Raw genomic sequence first — 16,419 nt, forward strand, 5'->3', positions numbered from 1 at the left:
GCCCCGGCCGGGTGGGCGGCGGTCGGGACGGGCTAGGTCTCCGCCGCCTCCGCGGCCGGCTCGTAGGTGCCGAAGCTCCAGAGATTGCCCTCCACATCGCGCGCCATGTAGTCGCGCGAGCCGTAGTCCTGGTCTCTGGGGGCCATCACGATCTCCGCCCCCTGCTCCACGGCCCTCGCATGGTGGGCGTCCACATCGTCGACATGGACGAAGACGCCCATCGGCCCCGCGTCCGCCATCAGGTTGTCGTACTCCCCGCCGGTCCCCTTGCTGCCCAGCATCACCATGCCGTTCCCGAACGTGAGTTCCGCGTGCACCACACGGCCGCCCTTGTCCTCGTACACCGCGTGGCGGGCGAAGCCGAAGGCCTTGGTGAGCTGCTCGATCGCGGCGCTCGCGTCCGCGTACAGCAGTGCGGGACAGATGCTCGGAGACTGGGCCATGACCATCACTCCTCGAAACGACGATCGGATCCGTGTGATCTGGCTCTCAGTCTGGCAGCCGCCACTGACAACGGCGCTCAGGCCGCCCGCCTGCCGTAGTCCGTCAGGGTGGCGGCAGCGTGCGGAAAACCACTTGCGCCGCCCCGCTAGACTGGCCGGTATGGCAATTCTCCTTGTGCATTAGGCGGCGTCGAAGCTCGCGCGCCCGTCCCTTCCGCCGTCCACACCGCCCTGGAGTCTTTCCGTGATCACCGCCTCCGGTATCGAGCTGCGCGCCGGCGCGCGCGTTCTCATCGAGTCCGCTTCCTTCCGTGTCGCCAAGGGCGACCGCATCGGCCTCGTCGGCCGCAACGGAGCGGGCAAGACCACCCTCACCAAGTGCCTCGCGGGCGAGGGGATCCCAGCCGCCGGCGCCATCAGCCGCTCCGGCGAGGTCGGCTACCTCCCGCAGGACCCGCGCACCGGAGACCTCGACACGCTCGCACGCGACCGCATCCTCTCCGCCCGCGGCCTCGACTCCGTCCTGCGCAAGATGCGGGAGAACGAGGACCGCATGGCGAACGGCAAGGGCGCGACGCGCGAGCGCGCCATGAAGAAGTACGAGCGCCTGGAGACGGAGTTCCTCACCAAGGGCGGTTACGCCGCCGAGGCCGAGGCCGCCACCATCGCTGCAGCGCTCGGACTGCCCGACCGGGTGCTCGGCCAGCCCCTGCACACCCTCTCCGGCGGTCAGCGCCGCCGCGTCGAGCTCGCCCGCATCCTGTTCTCCGACGCCGACACCCTGCTGCTCGACGAGCCCACGAACCACCTCGACGCCGACTCGATCCTCTGGCTGCGGGACTACCTCAAGACCTACCGCGGCGGCTTCATCGTGATCTCCCACGACGTCGACCTGGTCGAGACGGTCGTCAACAAGGTCTTCTACCTGGACGCCAACCGCGCCCAGATCGACGTCTACAACATGGGCTGGAAGCTCTACCAGCAGCAGCGCGAGGCCGACGAGAAGCGCCGCAGGCGCGAGCGCCAGAACGCCGAGAAGAAGGCCGCGGCCCTCAATGCGCAGGCCGACAAGATGCGCGCCAAGGCCACCAAGACGGTGGCCGCGCAGAACATGGCCCGCCGTGCCGAGCGGCTGCTCGCGGGGCTGGACGAGGTGCGCGTCGGCGACAAGGTGGCCAAACTCCGCTTCCCCGACCCCGCGCCGTGCGGCAGGACCCCGCTGTCCGCGGAGAGCCTGTCGAAGTCGTACGGCTCGCTCGAGATCTTCACCGATGTGAACCTGGCCGTCGACAAGGGCTCCCGGGTGGTCATCCTCGGACTCAACGGCGCCGGCAAGACCACGCTGCTGCGGCTGCTCGCCGGCGTCGAGACGCCGGACACCGGCGCCGTCACCCCCGGACACGGGCTCAAGCTGGGCTACTACGCCCAGGAGCACGAGACGCTCGACCCGGACCGCACGGTCCTGGAGAACATGCGCTCGGCCGCTCCGGACCTCGACCTGGTCGACATCCGCAAGACGCTCGGCTCCTTCCTCTTCTCCGGGGACGACGTCGACAAGCCCGCGGGTGTGCTCTCCGGCGGTGAGAAGACCCGGCTCGCGCTTGCCACCCTGGTGGTCTCCTCCGCGAACGTGCTGCTGCTCGACGAGCCCACCAACAACCTCGACCCGGCCAGCCGCGAGGAGATCCTCGGCGCACTGCGCACCTACAAGGGGGCGGTCATCCTGGTCACCCACGACGAGGGCGCCGTCGAGGCGCTGGAGCCGGAGCGGATCATCCTGCTGCCGGACGGGGTGGAGGACCTGTGGGGCGCGGACTATGCGGATCTGGTCGCCCTCGCCTGAGCCGCGCCTCTGAGCCGTGCTTCTGCGCCGCGCCTCCGAGCCCTGCCGCTGATGCGGCCGCTGATCCCTGCTGATCCACTCCGTATGGATCATTCGGCCTACAGGTGATCCTTCATCTGTGTGAGGGCGTCTCGTATCGCGGCGTGCCGCCGAGCGGAGGCCCGCGCTCCGGCTCCCGAGCGCAGCCTGACTCGGGGCGCGCCCCTGACCTGGGATTTCTCAGGGGATGCAGGCCGGACGCCGGAATCCGACAGACCGGAATCTAGCCCTCCGGTCGTGATCGGCGGTCCCTGCCGGGCAAAGCCGTCTGCATTGACCTTGTCGAATGGGTGGCCAGGATGCCCGTAAGGGGTGATCATGAGAGTCCAAAGGCGCACTTCCCATGAGGAGGCACGGGTGGCCGAGACTCTGAAGAAGGGCAGCCGGGTGACCGGCGCCGCGCGTGAGAAGCTCGCGGCAGACCTGAAGAGGAAATACGACAGCGGTGCGAGCATCCGGGCGCTGGCCGAGGAGACCGGCCGCTCCTACGGATTCGTGCACCGCATGCTCACCGAGTCCGGAGTCATTCTGCGCGGACGCGGCGGGGCGACGCGGGGCAAGAAGGCCGCCTCGGCCTGACGGCTCACGGCCCCTTCGGCCGGCCGGTTCGGCGGTGACCACGGTGACCACCCGGTCGGTCAGCCGACCGGACGGGTGGTTACTGTGCAGTCACTTAGTCTCTGCACAGGAGACCGAACCCGAACCGGAGGCGCTCCATGACTTCGCCCGACTCTGTGCTCGACAAGGACGGCGTACGGCTCACCGTCGAGGACGCGGTCGCCACGGTGACCCTGACCAACCCGGACAAGCGCAACGCCCAGTCACCCGCACTGTGGCGGGCTCTGGTCCAGGCGGGACGGTCGTTGCCGGGCAGCGTGCGGGTCGTGGTCCTGCGTGCCGAAGGCAAGTCCTTCTCCGCGGGGCTCGACCGGCAGGCCTTCACCCCCGAGGGCTTCGACGGCGAGCCGTCCTTCCTCGCTCTCGCACGGAGCGTGGACGCGGAGCTCGACGCGGTCATCGCCGAGTACCAGGAGGCGTTCACCTGGTGGCGGAGGAATGACATCGTCTCGATCGCCGCCGTACAGGGGCATGCGATCGGGGCCGGCTTCCAGCTCGCCCTCGCCTGCGATCTGCGGGTCGTGGCGCAGGACGTGCAGTTCGCCATGCGTGAGACCAGCCTGGGACTCGTCCCCGACCTCACCGGCACCAAGCCGCTGGTGTCGCTCGTCGGCTATGCCCGCGCCCTGGAGATCTGCGCCACCGGCCGGTACGTTCACGCGGACGAAGCGGAGCGCACCGGCCTGGCCAATCTGGCAGTGCCCGGCGAAGAGCTCGACAACGCGGTACGGGACCTGACGTCGGCGCTGCTCGCCGCCCCGCGCGACGCGGTGATCGAGACCAAGGCGCTCCTCGAGGGGGCTGCGTCCCGCACCTACGAGGACCAGCGCACCGCGGAGCGCGCGGCGCAGGCCCGCCGTCTGCGTGACCTGGCGGCCGCCTCCGACTGACATCCACTGCCCGGGCGACCGCCGCCGCGGCGGCGGCCGTCAGAGGACCGAGCTGATCAGGACCGTCACCGGGCGGTCGTCCCCAAGGGCCCGCGAGGCCGCCGCACGCACCGCCCGCGCCACATCCAGGGCGCGAGCGTCACGCGCCGCCGCCACCTCGACCCGGGCGTGACCGGCGGCGATGTGTACGGCGGGACCCAGCTCGGAGGCCAGGAACGCCACGCCCGCAGTCCCGGCGGCGGCGCGCGCCACCGGGTCCTCCTCCGTCCGCGCGACCGGATGGCGCACGGACTCACCCCCGGCCGGGTGACCGGCGTCCTCCGCCGAGGCCGGCGCTTCGTCCAGCAGTTCCGTCACCGCCAGATCCGCCCGTACGACATGGAGGCCCAGCCGCTCCTCCGCGGCCGCGAGCAGCGCCCTCCGCAGCGCGGCGGCCAGGTCCGGCAGAGGCTGCCGTGGCCAGGCCGCGAACTCCGCCGCGATGCACAGCGGTTCGCGCGGCAGCGCGCCCGGAGGGACGGGACCCTCCACAGCGGCGGGCCGCCCCGCCTCCCCCTCGGCGCCGGGCCCTGCCTTCCCCGCGGCGCCCGGCGCGCCCGAGTCCCGCTCGCCCGGCGCGCCCGTGGCCTCGCCCGGTGCGGCCAGTCCCAGCCGCAGCCAGGTCAGCCTGGCATCCGGCGCCGCGGCGGCCGCCTCCCGCCGCAGCACCGCATCGGCAGCACGCTCGGCGATCCACGTCCCGTCCGAGGGACCGCCCAGCGGAAGCAGTCTGCCGGGCCCGAGCACCTGGCGGACCCGCCGCAGCGCACCGGTGCGCCACGCGTCAGCAGAGGTCATTCCTCCAGCGTGCCGCATCCCCGGCGCGTGAGTGGGCAACCCCACTTAGTGTGGGCAGCGAAGGGTTCTCACAGCCCGGAGAGGACGGCCGGAGATGACGGACACCCCAGAGCGAGAGGTGGCGGCCTCGGGTGACGAGCCCAGGAAGGCGTCCCCAGGCAGGCGCGCGGCAGACCCAGGCAGCCGCGGCCGCACCACCATCGCCGACGGGGTGGTCGAGAAGATCGCGGGACTCGCGGCCCGCGATGTGCTCGGCGTCCATGCCATGGGCAGCGGTCTGTCCCGCACCTTCGGCGCGGTGCGCGACCGGGTCCCCGGAGGCAGACCCAGTGTCACCCGCGGGGTCAAGGCCGAAGTCGGAGAGGTGCAGACGGCGCTCGACCTCGAGATCGTCGTCGACTACGGAGTCTCGATCGGCGACGTGGCCCGCGCGGTCCGCGAGAACGTCATCTCGGCGGTGGAACGTATGACGGGACTGGAGGTCGTCGAGGTCAACATCGCCGTCACCGATGTGAAACTGCCCGAAGAAGAGGAAGAGGAGCCGGAGCCACGGCTCCAGTAGCTCCGGCGGAGGAGCTCGATATGAGCATGGCAGTGGTCGGCATGATCGCCGGCATGGCACTCGGCTTCGCCGGGTACTTCGGCGGATTCGGTGCGTTCCTGCTGGTGGCCGCGTTGGGCGTGGTCGGTTTTGTGGCGGGCAAGTTCCTCGACGGGGACCTTGAACCCGGTGACTTCTTCCGCAGCCGCGACCGCGGCAACCGGAGGCGGTGAGGCACGGTGGCCGCTGCCGCACTCGCCAGGGTCCCGGCCGCCGAGCGGGGGGCGACGACGATCGCGGACCGGGTCGTGGCGAAGATCGCCGCACAGGCGGCGCGGGAAGCGCTCATCGAGCGGGCGCACGGCGGTGCGCCGCCCTGGGCGTCGGTCACCGTCCACCACGGCGCGGCACGCGTACGTGTGACGCTGGAACTCGACTACCCGTCCGACCTCGGCGCACAGTGCACGGCGGTGCGCCGCCGCGTCGTCCAGCGGGTGACCTCCCTGGCGGCCATGGACGTACCCGAGGTGGCCGTGCAGATCGAACGGCTCCACTCCGCGCATGTGCCCGGCGGGGGGCAGGGGAGGACCCGATGAGCGAACCGCCGTCCCGGCCGGACGCCGAGGCCACCGAGGGCGACGGCGGCGGCGAAGGCGGCGTCCCCGGCCGCTTCTGGTCGGTGCGCCGGGTGCCTGCCGCTCTGGCCGCGCTGACCGTCCTCGCGGCGGCGGGACTGCTGCTGTACGACGTCGCGGCGGTACGGGCCGGCCGGCCGGGCATGGCATGGCGGCGCGCCCTCGCGGAGGACCTCGCGACGCTGCGGCTGGACGAGACCCCGGTGCTGGTGGGCGCCGGGATCGCGGCAGCGCTGGGCGTCTGGCTGATCGTGCTGGCTCTCACTCCGGGACTCCGCGCCGTCCTGCCGATGCGGCGCGCCGAGGGGATCGTGCGGGCGGGGCTCGACCGGGACGCGGCGGCGAGGGTGCTGCGCGACCGGGCGACGGAGGTGGCCGGGGTGCAGTCCGCGCGGGTGCGGGTCGGACGCACCAGCGTCTCCGTGCGCGCCCGGTCGCACTTCCGTGAGCTGGACGAGGTGCGGGCCGATCTCGACGCCGTGCTCGACGCCGGCCTGCGGGAGCTGGGCCTCGCCGTCCGGCCGGCCCTGTCCGTGTACGTCGACCAGCCGTCGGCGCCGAGGGAGAGGTGAAGCCGCCGTGCTGAAGGCCGCCAACCGGATCGTGCTGGGAGTGATGGGGCTGGCCCTGCTGGGCGCGGGCGGCGCGGCGCTGGCGGCGGGGGCCGGACTGGCGGTTCCTTCCTGGTGGCCGTTCGACGGTCCCGACGATGTGCTGCTCAGCGAGGCGGCCCGGGAGCGCTGGCGTGACCAGGGCTGGTGGTGGCCCGTCGTCATCTCGGCCCTCGCGGTCACCGTGCTGCTGGCCCTGTGGTGGCTGGTCGCCCAGCTGCGGCGGCGCCGGCTGGCGGAGCTCCTTGTGGACACCGGCGACGGCGAGGGAGCGCTGCTCAGAGGGCGGGCGCTGGAGGGAGTGCTGGTCGGCGAGGCGGAGGCGATGCAGGGGGTGGGGCGGGCGGCCGTGGCGCTGTCGGGCGACCGGAACGAGCCGACGGCGCGGGTGACGCTGCGGGTCGAGCCGGAGGCGGTGCCTGCGGAGGTGGTGGGACGGCTGGCGAGCGAGGTGCTCGGGCAGGCGGCGGCGTCGACGGGCCGGCACTCGCTGCCGGCGGAGGTCCGCCTCCACTCGGCCAAACATGCGCCGCACCGCGTTGCCTGACCCCGAGGGGCACCGGTCGCGGCACTAGATGCCGCGGCGGGCGCCGCCGTCGACCGAGAGCATCACACCCGTCAGATATGACGCCGCCGGCGACAGCAGAAACGCCGCCGTCCGGCCGAACTCCTCCGGTGTCCCGTACCTCCGCAGCGGAACCGCCGACTCGTTTGCCGCCCTCGTCCCCTCCGCATCGCCCGACAGGGCGTCCAGCTCCCGCAACCGGTCCGTGTCGATGCGGCCCGGCAGCAGGCCCACGACCCGGATGCCCCGCGGGCCCACCTCGTCCGCGAGGGACTTGGCGAAGCCCGCCAGCCCCGGGCGCAGCCCGTTGGAGATGGTCAGGCCGGGGACCGGCTCATGCACCGAGCTGGAGAGGACGAAGCCGATCACCCCGCCCTCGCCCAGCGCCTCCGCCGCGGCGCGCGCCATCCGCACCGCGCCCAGGAAGACCGTCCGGAACGCCGTCTCCCACTGCTCGTCCGTGTTGTCCGCGGAGAAACCCGGCGCGGGACCGCCCACGCTGACGAGCATGCCGTCGAAGCGCCCGAAGTGCGTCCGGGCCGCCGCGATCAGCCGATCCGCGGCCGAGGGATCCGCGTTGTCGCAGGCGAGCCCGACCGCGTCCGGCCCGATTCCGGCAGCCGAGTCGGCGACCGTCTTCTCGTCGCGGCCGCTGATCACGACCTTCGCGCCGTCTTCGACGAGCGCCCGCGCCGAGGCGTTGCCCAGCCCGCGCGACGCCCCCGTCACCACGTACACGCGGTCCTTGAGTCCAAGATCCATGGCCCCTATCCTGCCGTCTCTTCCCCGGACAGCGCGAGAGCCGTGTTCACCAGCGCGATATGGCTGAACGCCTGGGGGAAGTTCCCCAACTGCCGGCCGCCCGCCACGTCGTACTCCTCGGCCAGCAGACCGACGTCATTGCGCAGCGTGAGCAGCTGCTCGAACCGCTCTCGCGCCTCCTTCACCCGGCCGGTCATCCGCAGGGCGTCCGCCAGCCAGAAGGAGCATGCGACAAACGTTCCTTCCCGGCCGGGCAGCCCGTCTGCCGCCGCGCCCGCCGGGCTGTAGCGGCGCACCAGCCCGTCCGCGCCCAGTTCGGCCCGGACCGCGTCCACCGTTCCGATCACCCGCGGGTCGTCCGGCGGCAGAAAGCCCAGCCTGGGGATCAACAGCGTGGCCGCGTCCAGCTCTCGGGAGCCGTACGACTGGGTGAACGTGTTCCGCTCCGCGTCGTACCCCTTCTCGCACACCTCCCGGTGCACCTCCTCCCGCATCGCCCGCCACCGCGCCGCGTCGCCGTGCAGCGCCGGGTAGTCCTCCAGGGTGCGTACGGCACGGTCCGCGGCCACCCACGCCATCACCTTGGAGTGCACGAAGTGCCGCCGCGGACTCCGTACCTCCCACAGCCCCTCGTCGGGCTCCCGCCAAGTGGACTCCAGGAACCCCAGCAGGCTGAGTTGCAGATTCCAGGCGTGCTCCTCGCTGGTCAGACCCGCGTCACGGGCAACGGCGAGGGCGTCCATCACCTCGCCGTACACGTCCAGCTGCAGCTGGCCGACCGCCTCGTTGCCGACCCGCACCGGTGCGGAGCCCGCGTACCCGCTCAGCCAGGGCACCTCCGTCTCCGGCAGTCTGCGCTCACCGGCCACGCCGTACATGATCTGAAGGTCCGCGGGATCGCCCGCGACCGCGCGCAGCAGCCAGTCGCGCCACGCCCTGGCCTCGTCGAGGTAGCCGGCCGACAGCAGGGCGCCGAGGGTGAGGGTGGCGTCGCGCAGCCAGCAGTAGCGGTAGTCCCAGTTCCGTACGCCGCCCGGCTCCTCCGGCAGCGATGTGGTGGCCGCGGCGACGATGCCGCCGGTGGGCGCGTAGGTGAGCGCCTTGAGAGTGATCAGCGAACGGACCACCGCATCCCGGTACGGCCCCTCGTACCGGCAGCGCGCCGCCCATGTGCGCCAGTCGTGCGTGCTGTGCTCCAGGGCGGCCAGGGGGTCGATCTGTGGGGGCCGGGGCTTGTGCGACGGGTGCCAGGTGAGGACGAACGCCACCTTCTCACCTTCGCCGACCGTGAACGACGAGCAGGTGCTGTACTGCTGGCCCCAGGTCTTGACCTGCGGCTCGCTGCGCAGCCATACGGAGTCGGGTCCCGCGATCGCCACCCGGCTGCCGTCCGCCCGCCGCATCCACGGCACGATGGAGCCGTAGTCGAAGCGCAGCCGCAGCGTCGCGCTCATCTCGACGGAGCCGCTGACGCCTTCCACGATCCGCATCACGTCCGGCGCGGTGTCGCGCTGCGGCATGAAGTCGACGACCTTGACCGTGCCGGTCCTGGTCTCCCACTCGGACTCCAGGATCAGGGTGTTCTCCCGGTAGCCGCGCCGGGTGCAGTGGCCCGCGCCCTTCGGAGCGATCCGCCAGTGGCCGTTCTCCTCGTCACCGAGCAGCGCGGCGAAGCAGGCGGCCGAGTCGAAGCGGGGCAGACACAGCCAGTCGATCGACCCGTCCTTGCCGACCAGGGCGGCGGTCTGCAGATCGCCGATCAGGGCGTAGTCCTCGATACGTTGCGTGGGCGTCACGCTCTGGCGTGTTCCCGCCAGGTGTGTTTGCTAAGCAGCGGTGTGGTCGGTGCGGCGGCGGCACGGTCAGACGGCGGTGGCCGCCGACGGCGCACCGGTGTCGGCCCGGTCCGCGGCGGCCTCGCGGTCGCGCTTCTCCCGGCGCACCAGGATCACCCAGCCGACGGGCACGGCCGCGGCGAAGAGCCACCACTGGACGGCGTACGCCATATGCGCGCCGATCGACTGGTGGTCGGGCTCGGGAACCTGTTCCGGACGGCCGTCCGACGGTGTGGGCCCGGTCTGCTCCAGATAGCCGCCGAGGACCGGGCGGCCCAGCCGCTCGGCCTGCTGCCCGCTGTTGATCAGCATGGTCTGGCGGGGCGGCAGCCCGGCCAGATCCTTGATGCCGCTCGCTTCCGTGGTCTCGTCGGCCTTGAGCCGGCCGGTGACCGTCACCGTGCCCTCGGGCGGGGCCGGGACGGCCGGGTACGCCTTCTGGTCGGCGGCGGCCGGCACCCAGCCGCGGTTGACCAGGACGACGCGGCCGTCGTCGAGAACCAGCGGCGTCAGCACATGGAACCCGACCCGTTCGTCGGCGTTCGTACGGCGGCGTACGACGACCTCGTGCTCGGTGTCGAACGCGCCGGTCGCGGTGACCCGCCGCCAGTAGTCCGCGCGGGGAACGGTGTGCCCGGGCGAGGTGAGCTCCGTCACGGGCACGGGCGCGGCGCGCAGATTCCCGGCGATCAGCTCGTTCTGCGTCACCCGGCGCTCATGGCGGTGCAGCTGCCAGAAGCCCAGCTCGACCATCGTGGGAACGAGGACGAGGGCGAGCAGGGTGAGGATCACCCACTGCCGGGACAACAGGAAGCGGTACACGCATCGACGGTACCCGCCGCCTCCCGCCGCGCCGCCGCCGGGTGCCGCCTACCTCCGGTCGGGCGCCGCTCACCACGCTCACACGTGGTCGACGATGCCCGCCTTGCCCTCGGCGCGGGCGCAGTGGGCTCCGCAGTAGAAGTGGCCGTCGGCCTCGACGCCCTGGCCGATGATCTGGACCCGGCAGTGCTCGCAGATGGGCGCCAGCCGGTGGACGGCGCAGGCGAAGCAGTCGAACACATGCACAGCGCCCTGTGCATGCACCTCGAAGGACAGGTGGTACTCGTTTCCGCAGACCTCGCAACGTGACATGCGCCGCATGCTCCGTCCCCCGGCCGCCGCGGGCAAGGCTATGGCGGGTGGGTCGGCGCCCCTGCACCCGACCGGCCCAGCCGCCCGGAGCCCCACGGCCGGCCGGGCGCCGCCAGGGGCCCATGGCCGGCCGGGACCGGACGGTGACGGGCCGTTGGCCGACACACGGCCGGTCAGCCGCGCGAGGGGGCAAAGCTGCCGGGAGACGGGACTTTGACGACGCGACCTAGTCCGCCGGGGCCGCCGCCGGAGCCACATCGCGCAGCAACTGGGTGAAGGCGGCCTCGTCGACGACCGGCGTGCCGTATGAGCGGGCCTTCACGACCTTGGACGTGGCGGCGTCCGGATCGTTGGTCACCAGCAGACTCGTCAGCCGCGAGACGGAGGTGGCGATATGCAGCCCTGCCTCGATCGCACGGTCTTCGAGCAGCTCACGCTCCACGGAGGTGTCCCCGGAGATCGCCACCCGCATGCCCTGCACCAACGGCCTGCCCGGCTCATAGCGCCCCGGGTTGGGATGGGGGCACGCGGGCCTTTTGCGCGAAGGCCGCCAGCTGCGCTGCCCGTATGAGCCGTACGCGCGGTGCGCCGCGCTGCGCGAGCCGGGCGAGGCCTGGTAGCCGATGCGCGGCGCCGCGGGGGAGTCGGACCACTCGGTCAGGGGACGGCACTCCAGCAGCGGCAGCCTCAGCCCCTCGCGCGCGGCCGTGTGCAGACTCGGCCGGAACGCCTCCGCCAGCACACGCGCATCGTCCAGCGCATGGTGCGCCCGCTGCTGTACGACGCCGAAGTGCGCGGCGAGCGACTCCAACCGGTGATTGGGCAGCGGCAGCCGCAGCTCCTTGGCGAGGGCGATGGTGCACAGCCGCTGACGGGTCGGGGCCGTGCGCTCGGCACGCGCATACTCCCGGGCGATCATCGACCAGTCGAAGATGGCGTTGTGCGCGACCAGTACACGCCCGTCGAGCCGCTCGGACAACTCGCCCGCGATGTCGCGGAAGAGCGGAGCGCCGTGCAGCATCTCGCTGGTGAGGCCGTGAATCCACACGGGGCCCGGATCGCGCTCCGGGTTGACCAGCGTGTACCAGTGGTCCTCCACTTCGCCCTGCGCGCCGAGACGGTAGACGGCGGCGGACACTATCCGGTCATCACGCGCGAGTCCGGTGGTCTCCACGTCGACGACCGCGTATCCCTGCGGATACGCGTCCGGCCACGCTGTCGCTGCTGTCGTACGGTCGTCGAGCATGGTCCCAGAGAATACGGGCCGCCACTGACAGCGATGGCGGCCGCCCCGAACCTGCCGCCGCGCGGGTCGGTGCGCGTCCGGCGACGCAGCCGGTGAGAACCTCCCCACGTGACCGAACCCACCCACGCAGAAGCCCATGGGGCGTTGGGCGCCCGGCTCAACTGGCTGCGCGCCGCCGTGCTCGGGGCGAACGACGGCATCGTCTCCACCGCGGGCCTCGTCGTCGGCGTCGCCGGGGCGACCACCGACCGCTCCACGCTGCTGACCGCGGGGCTCGCGGGGCTCCTCGCGGGCTCCATGTCGATGGCGGCCGGCGAGTACGTCTCCGTCTCCACCCAACGCGACTCGGAGAAGGCGGCACTCGCGGTGGAGCGCCGGGAGCTGCGCGACCAGCCGGAGGAAGAGCTCGACGAGCTGACCGGGCTGCTCAAGGACCGCGGACTGAGCGAGGACGTGGCCCGGGAGGCGGCGGAGCAGCTCACCGCCAGCGATGCGCTGCGCGCCCACGCCCGCGTCGAACTGGGCATCGACCCCGACCAGTTGACCAACCCCTGGCATGCCGCGGCCGCCAGCTTCTTCGCCTTCACGGCGGGCGCGCTGCTGCCGCTGCTGGCCATGGTCCTCCCGCCGGCTTCGGAGCGCGTGTACGTCACGGTCCTGTCGGTCCTCGCCGCCCTCGCCCTCACGGGCTGGTGGAGCGCCCGGCTGGGGGCCGCGTCTCCCGGACGTGCCGTGGTGCGGGTCGTGGGCGGGGGAGCGCTGGCGATGGCGGTGACGTACGCGGTGGGGTCGCTGCTGGGGGCGGCGGGGGTCTAGTGAATGACGATCCGTCCGGGGGCGAAGGGCTCCAGGCCCGTGAGCAGCATGTCGAGAGCCGCGTCGCGGGTCCAGGTCCAGCCGGAAGAGCCGTTCCGCGTCGATCGCGCCCGCCGCGGCGAAGCCGTCCCGCACCGCGTCCACCGCCGCCAGCCGCTCATGCTCCGGCAGTGCGGCGTACGACTCCTACAGCCGCGCGGACAGCGCCTTCGCCAGTCTGTCGGGTGAGGCGGGCCGGGGGAGGGGGCGCGGCGCGAGAAGGGGCTTGACCGCCGTGCTCAGCACCGTGCCGGCGAGACGGGCGATGACGACTTCCAGGCTCTGCACGGCAGTTGGCCCGCCGGTTGGTCTCCCCGGACGCGCTTCCCGCGGTGATCGTATGCGCCGCAGAACGCCCCTGTTGGCGGAAGTCGCCAAAACTCGCTGACAGATCGTCTCGCATACTTGTCGGTAACAACCTCTAGTCGCAGCCCCGCACCCGCCTCTACGGTGCACGCATGCCGAACCTGCCCGATGTCGTGCTGTGGTCGATACCCGCCTTCGTGCTGCTCACCGTGGTCGAGATGGTGAGCTGCCGCCTCCACCCCGACGAGGACGCCGCCGGGTACGAAACGAAGGACGCCGCCACCAGCGTCACCATGGGGCTCGGCAGTCTCGGCTTTGATCTGCTGTGGAAGATCCCCATCGTCGCGATCTACACGGCCGTCTATGAACTGACCCCCGCCCGGGTGCCCGTCCTGTGGTGGACCATCCCGCTGATGCTGCTCGCCCAGGACTTCTTCTACTACTGGTCGCACCGCGGACACCACGTCATCCGCATCCTGTGGGCCTGCCATGTCGTCCACCACTCCAGCCGGAAGTTCAACCTCACCACCGCGCTGCGCCAGCCGTGGACCTCGCTGACCGTCTGGCCGTTCTATCTGCCGCTCATCGCCTGCGGCATGCACCCCGCGGCCCTGGCGTTCTGCTCCTCGGCCAACCTCGTGTACCAGTTCTGGGTGCACACCGAAAGGATCGACAAGCTGCCGCGGCCCTTCGAGTACCTACTGAACACGCCCTCCCACCACCGGGTGCACCACGCCTCCCAAGGCGGCTACCTCGACCGGAACTTCGGCGGAATCCTGATCGTCTGGGACCGGCTCTTCGGCTCCTTCACCCCCGAGACCGAGCGCCCCGTCTACGGACTCACCAAGAACATCGACACCTACAACCCGCTGCGGGTCGCCACCCATGAGTACGCGGCCATCGCCCGTGATCTGAAGGCCGCACGCAGCTGGCGCGAGCGCGGCGGGCGGCTCTTCCGCGGGCCGGGCTGGCAGCCCCAGCCGACCCCCGCGGATCCGGAGCCCGCACCGCCCGCGGCGCAGGACGGCGGCAGCCGGGCGGCAGCGGCCCCGGAGCGGGTCGCATGAACGCGCACGGGCTCTCGCCGACCCGTCGGCCGGACGCCGCCGCCCCCCTGGCCGGGGCCGCCGGCGGCACACGGGAGTCAGTCGCCCGGCTGCTGCTCACCGCCTTCCTGGTCGCCCTCGCCGCCGATCTGCTCTCGCTGGCTCTGGGATACGGCACGGGCCACACCGCCGCCAAACCGCTCCTCATGCCGCTCCTCGCCGGATACGCGGCCGCCCGCCACGCGCCCCCGCTCCTGATCGCGGCCCTGCTGTTCGGCTGGGGCGGCGATGTGTTCCTGCTCGGCGAGGCGGACTGGGCCTTCCTCGTCGGCATGGCCTCCTTCGCCGCCGGCCACGTCTGCTACCTGCTGCTGTTCCGCCCGCACGCCCGCCGCACCCCGGCGACACCGGCACTGGCAGCCGGGTACGCCGCCGCCCTCGTCGTCACCGTCGCCTTCCTCTGGCCCGACCTGCCCGGCGAACTGCGCGTCCCCGTAGCCGGATACTCACTGCTGCTCACTGCCATGGCGTGGCGGGCGAGCACGCTCGGACTGCTCGCGGGCGCGGGCGGGGCGCTCTTCCTGCTCTCCGACACCCTCATCGCGACGGGTGTGGCCGAGTGGCCCCAGCTGCCCGCGCCCGACCTGTGGATCATGCTCACCTACGGTGTGGCCCAGCTGATGCTGACGGTGGGGGTGCTGGCGGCCCGACGGCGGCCACAGGGCTGACCACCGCCCGCAGGTCGTTCAGCGGTCAGAGCCACTCCGGCGTATCCACGCCCCACCGGCCCGACGGGCGGGCCCAGTTCGACGGGCCGCCGTCGAGCAGCACCGGCGGCAGGGCGTGGCGCAGCCGGCCCCTCGGGCTGTCCGTCTCGGTGATCCAGGGCTCCGGGTCGTACGGCAGCGGCTCCTGACGCGGCGCGTCCTTCTCCAGGCCCTGCGTCAGCCACGCCGCCGTACGGGCCAGCGCCACGTCCACCAGGCGCGCGCCGCCCTCCTCGCACCGGTCCGTCAGCGCCCGCAGGACGCCCGCCGCCAGCAGATAGCCCGTCGCATGGTCCAGGGCCTGCGTCGGCAGCGCCCCGGGGGCGTCTTCGCCCGCGGCCTCGGTCACGGCGATGCCCGTCGCCGCCTGCACCAGGCTGTCGAAACCGCGCCGTGCGGCCCACGGCCCGTACCGGCCCCACGCGGACAGCCGGCCGATCACCAGGCCGGGGTGGCGTGCGGCCAGCTCTTCCGGGGACAGTCCGGGCAACTGCTCCAGCGCGCCGGGCCGATAGCCCAGCACCACCACGTCCGCCCGTGCCAGCAGCTCCTCGAAGACCCGGCGGTCACCGCCGCTCCCGCGCAGATCGAGCAGCGTGGACCGCTTCCCCAGGCCCGTGTCGTCGTAGACGTCCTGGGATTCGGCGAGCCCGGGGTCGTCGACGCGCAGCACGTCCGCGCCGAGCAGCGCCAGTGTGCGGGTCGCGATGGGCCCGGCCAGGACGCGGGTCAGGTCCAGCACCCGCAGCCCCGCGGCCGGTGACGGCGTCCCGTCCGCCGGACCCGCCGGACCCGCCGGACTCCGCCGCGGCCCGCCGCCCAGCCGTTCGACCGTCAGCAGCGGATGCTTCGCGGACAGCGCCCCCTGCTCGTGCGCCGCCCACTCCTCCGGGCTGCGCACGGCGACGGCCAGCCCGCCCGCCGCGTACACGGTCTCCTCGACCTCCAGCGCCCGCCGTACAGCCAGCTCCGCCGCAACGGCCTCCGCCTCCGCATCCGCGTTCGCGCCCGCCCGGTCCGGCAGGCCCAGCGCCGCCAGCAGCCGCGCCCGGTGGTGAGGGTAGTTCGCATGCGTACGGACCCAGCCGTCGGCCGTCCGCCAGAACCGCGACAGCGGGGCGAAGGTCGTCGGGGCGGCGCCGTCCACCCGGACCAGCCGGTCGCTGAGGAACGCGGCCGTCACCGCGCCGTCGTCCACCCGCACACCCGGTACGGAGCCGCCCTCCCGGCGCCGTGCGGCGAACTCCGCGGCGGCCAGCGAGCAGCCGGCCACGGCCGCCCGCGCCAGCTCCATGACCGGCAGCGCCGACGGCAGCGCCCCCTCGCCTCCGTACCGGACCCGGCTCAGCAGTGCGGGATCCCCGCCGAGCGCCTCCCATACCCGAGCCGTACCCCTCGCACGCGCCGATGCGCCAGAAGTGTCAGTCATGCACGCACTATGGCACC

General features: G+C 72.7%; 20 protein-coding genes and 1 pseudogene. 11 read left to right on the top strand and 10 right to left on the bottom strand.

Annotation, left to right across the window (positions count from 1 at the left end):
- Positions 1-32: 32 nt before the first annotated feature.
- Positions 33-443 carry a VOC family protein gene (locus QCN29_RS16550; protein ID WP_279928869.1) on the bottom strand — a complete coding sequence of 137 codons (411 nt, stop codon included), beginning with the start codon at positions 441-443 and terminating at the stop codon, positions 33-35.
- Positions 444-687: 244 nt separating this feature from the next.
- Between QCN29_RS16550 and QCN29_RS16555 the strand changes: the two genes are divergently transcribed.
- From QCN29_RS16555 to QCN29_RS16565, 3 genes are all read left to right on the top strand, one after another.
- On the top strand, positions 688-2,286 hold the full coding sequence (locus tag QCN29_RS16555) for an ABC-F family ATP-binding cassette domain-containing protein (RefSeq protein ID WP_240135814.1): 1,599 nt from the start codon (positions 688-690) through the stop codon (positions 2,284-2,286).
- A 396-nt stretch (positions 2,287-2,682) separates the two neighbouring features.
- Complete coding sequence (locus QCN29_RS16560; protein ID WP_240135813.1) at positions 2,683-2,904, top strand: helix-turn-helix domain-containing protein; 222 nt, start codon at positions 2,683-2,685, stop codon at positions 2,902-2,904.
- A gap of 137 nt (positions 2,905-3,041) precedes the next feature.
- The gene (locus QCN29_RS16565; protein ID WP_279928873.1) at positions 3,042-3,833 is read left to right on the top strand and encodes an enoyl-CoA hydratase/isomerase family protein; all 792 of its coding nucleotides are present in this window, start codon (positions 3,042-3,044) and stop codon (positions 3,831-3,833) included.
- Positions 3,834-3,872: 39 nt separating this feature from the next.
- On the opposite strand, the gene QCN29_RS16570 is transcribed toward QCN29_RS16565, so the two are convergent.
- The gene (locus QCN29_RS16570) at positions 3,873-4,670 is read right to left on the bottom strand and encodes a hypothetical protein (protein ID WP_279928874.1); all 798 of its coding nucleotides are present in this window, start codon (positions 4,668-4,670) and stop codon (positions 3,873-3,875) included.
- A 94-nt stretch (positions 4,671-4,764) separates the two neighbouring features.
- Here QCN29_RS16570 and QCN29_RS16575 point away from each other — a divergent pair, with 94 nt between their 5' ends.
- Genes QCN29_RS16575 through amaP form a run of 5 tightly spaced genes read left to right on the top strand, consistent with a single transcriptional unit; the run spans position 4,765 to position 7,004 of the window.
- Entirely contained in the window at positions 4,765-5,232 is a 468-nt protein-coding gene (locus QCN29_RS16575; protein WP_279928875.1) for an Asp23/Gls24 family envelope stress response protein, read from the top strand.
- A 20-nt stretch (positions 5,233-5,252) separates the two neighbouring features.
- Complete coding sequence (locus QCN29_RS16580; RefSeq protein ID WP_240135809.1) at positions 5,253-5,444, top strand: hypothetical protein; 192 nt, start codon at positions 5,253-5,255, stop codon at positions 5,442-5,444.
- A 6-nt stretch (positions 5,445-5,450) separates the two neighbouring features.
- On the top strand, positions 5,451-5,807 hold the full coding sequence (locus QCN29_RS16585; protein ID WP_279928877.1) for a hypothetical protein: 357 nt from the start codon (positions 5,451-5,453) through the stop codon (positions 5,805-5,807).
- The gene (locus QCN29_RS16590) at positions 5,804-6,418 is read left to right on the top strand and encodes a DUF6286 domain-containing protein (protein ID WP_279928878.1); all 615 of its coding nucleotides are present in this window, start codon (positions 5,804-5,806) and stop codon (positions 6,416-6,418) included. Before QCN29_RS16585 ends, QCN29_RS16590 begins: the two co-directional genes overlap by 4 nt.
- 7 nt (positions 6,419-6,425) lie before the next feature.
- On the top strand, positions 6,426-7,004 hold the full coding sequence (gene amaP / locus QCN29_RS16595) for an alkaline shock response membrane anchor protein AmaP (RefSeq protein ID WP_279928879.1): 579 nt from the start codon (positions 6,426-6,428) through the stop codon (positions 7,002-7,004).
- A 24-nt stretch (positions 7,005-7,028) separates the two neighbouring features.
- On the opposite strand, the gene QCN29_RS16600 is transcribed toward amaP, so the two are convergent.
- From QCN29_RS16600 to QCN29_RS16620, 5 genes are all read right to left on the bottom strand, one after another.
- Positions 7,029-7,784 carry an SDR family oxidoreductase gene (locus QCN29_RS16600; protein ID WP_279928880.1) on the bottom strand — a complete coding sequence of 252 codons (756 nt, stop codon included), beginning with the start codon at positions 7,782-7,784 and terminating at the stop codon, positions 7,029-7,031.
- A 5-nt stretch (positions 7,785-7,789) separates the two neighbouring features.
- Positions 7,790-9,580 carry a glycoside hydrolase family 15 protein gene (locus QCN29_RS16605; protein WP_279928881.1) on the bottom strand — a complete coding sequence of 597 codons (1,791 nt, stop codon included), beginning with the start codon at positions 9,578-9,580 and terminating at the stop codon, positions 7,790-7,792.
- A 66-nt stretch (positions 9,581-9,646) separates the two neighbouring features.
- Positions 9,647-10,441 (bottom strand): SURF1 family cytochrome oxidase biogenesis protein, encoded by a 795-nt coding sequence (locus tag QCN29_RS16610; protein ID WP_279928882.1) that lies wholly within the window; start codon positions 10,439-10,441, stop codon positions 9,647-9,649.
- A gap of 78 nt (positions 10,442-10,519) precedes the next feature.
- Positions 10,520-10,753 carry a hypothetical protein gene (locus tag QCN29_RS16615; protein ID WP_240135802.1) on the bottom strand — a complete coding sequence of 78 codons (234 nt, stop codon included), beginning with the start codon at positions 10,751-10,753 and terminating at the stop codon, positions 10,520-10,522.
- A 226-nt stretch (positions 10,754-10,979) separates the two neighbouring features.
- Positions 10,980-11,999, bottom strand: coding sequence for a DEDDh family exonuclease (locus QCN29_RS16620; protein ID WP_279928883.1), 1,020 nt, complete (start codon positions 11,997-11,999; stop codon positions 10,980-10,982).
- Positions 12,000-12,107: 108 nt separating this feature from the next.
- On the opposite strand from QCN29_RS16620, the gene QCN29_RS16625 reads away from it, so the two are divergent.
- Positions 12,108-12,815, top strand: coding sequence for a VIT1/CCC1 transporter family protein (locus QCN29_RS16625; RefSeq protein ID WP_279928885.1), 708 nt, complete (start codon positions 12,108-12,110; stop codon positions 12,813-12,815).
- 72 nt (positions 12,816-12,887) lie between these two features.
- Here QCN29_RS16625 and QCN29_RS37110 read toward each other — a convergent pair.
- Positions 12,888-12,986: pseudogene (locus QCN29_RS37110) on the bottom strand (hypothetical protein); the annotation flags it as partial.
- Between the two features lie 15 nt (positions 12,987-13,001).
- Positions 13,002-13,142, bottom strand: a complete 141-nt coding sequence (locus QCN29_RS16630; RefSeq protein WP_279928887.1) for a hypothetical protein — start codon at positions 13,140-13,142, stop codon at positions 13,002-13,004.
- 170 nt (positions 13,143-13,312) lie between these two features.
- Here QCN29_RS16630 and QCN29_RS16635 point away from each other — a divergent pair, with 170 nt between their 5' ends.
- Positions 13,313-14,227 (top strand): sterol desaturase family protein, encoded by a 915-nt coding sequence (locus QCN29_RS16635; protein WP_279928888.1) that lies wholly within the window; start codon positions 13,313-13,315, stop codon positions 14,225-14,227.
- On the top strand, positions 14,224-14,934 hold the full coding sequence (locus QCN29_RS16640; RefSeq protein ID WP_279928889.1) for a lysoplasmalogenase: 711 nt from the start codon (positions 14,224-14,226) through the stop codon (positions 14,932-14,934). The genes QCN29_RS16635 and QCN29_RS16640 overlap by 4 nt, the downstream gene beginning before the upstream one ends.
- A gap of 25 nt (positions 14,935-14,959) precedes the next feature.
- On the opposite strand, the gene QCN29_RS16645 is transcribed toward QCN29_RS16640, so the two are convergent.
- The gene (locus tag QCN29_RS16645) at positions 14,960-16,402 is read right to left on the bottom strand and encodes a CoA transferase (RefSeq protein ID WP_279928890.1); all 1,443 of its coding nucleotides are present in this window, start codon (positions 16,400-16,402) and stop codon (positions 14,960-14,962) included.
- Between the last annotated feature and the right edge of the window lie 17 nt (positions 16,403-16,419).

The organism is Streptomyces chengmaiensis (assembly GCF_029846775.1).
Classification (GTDB): domain Bacteria; phylum Actinomycetota; class Actinomycetes; order Streptomycetales; family Streptomycetaceae; genus Streptomyces; species Streptomyces chengmaiensis.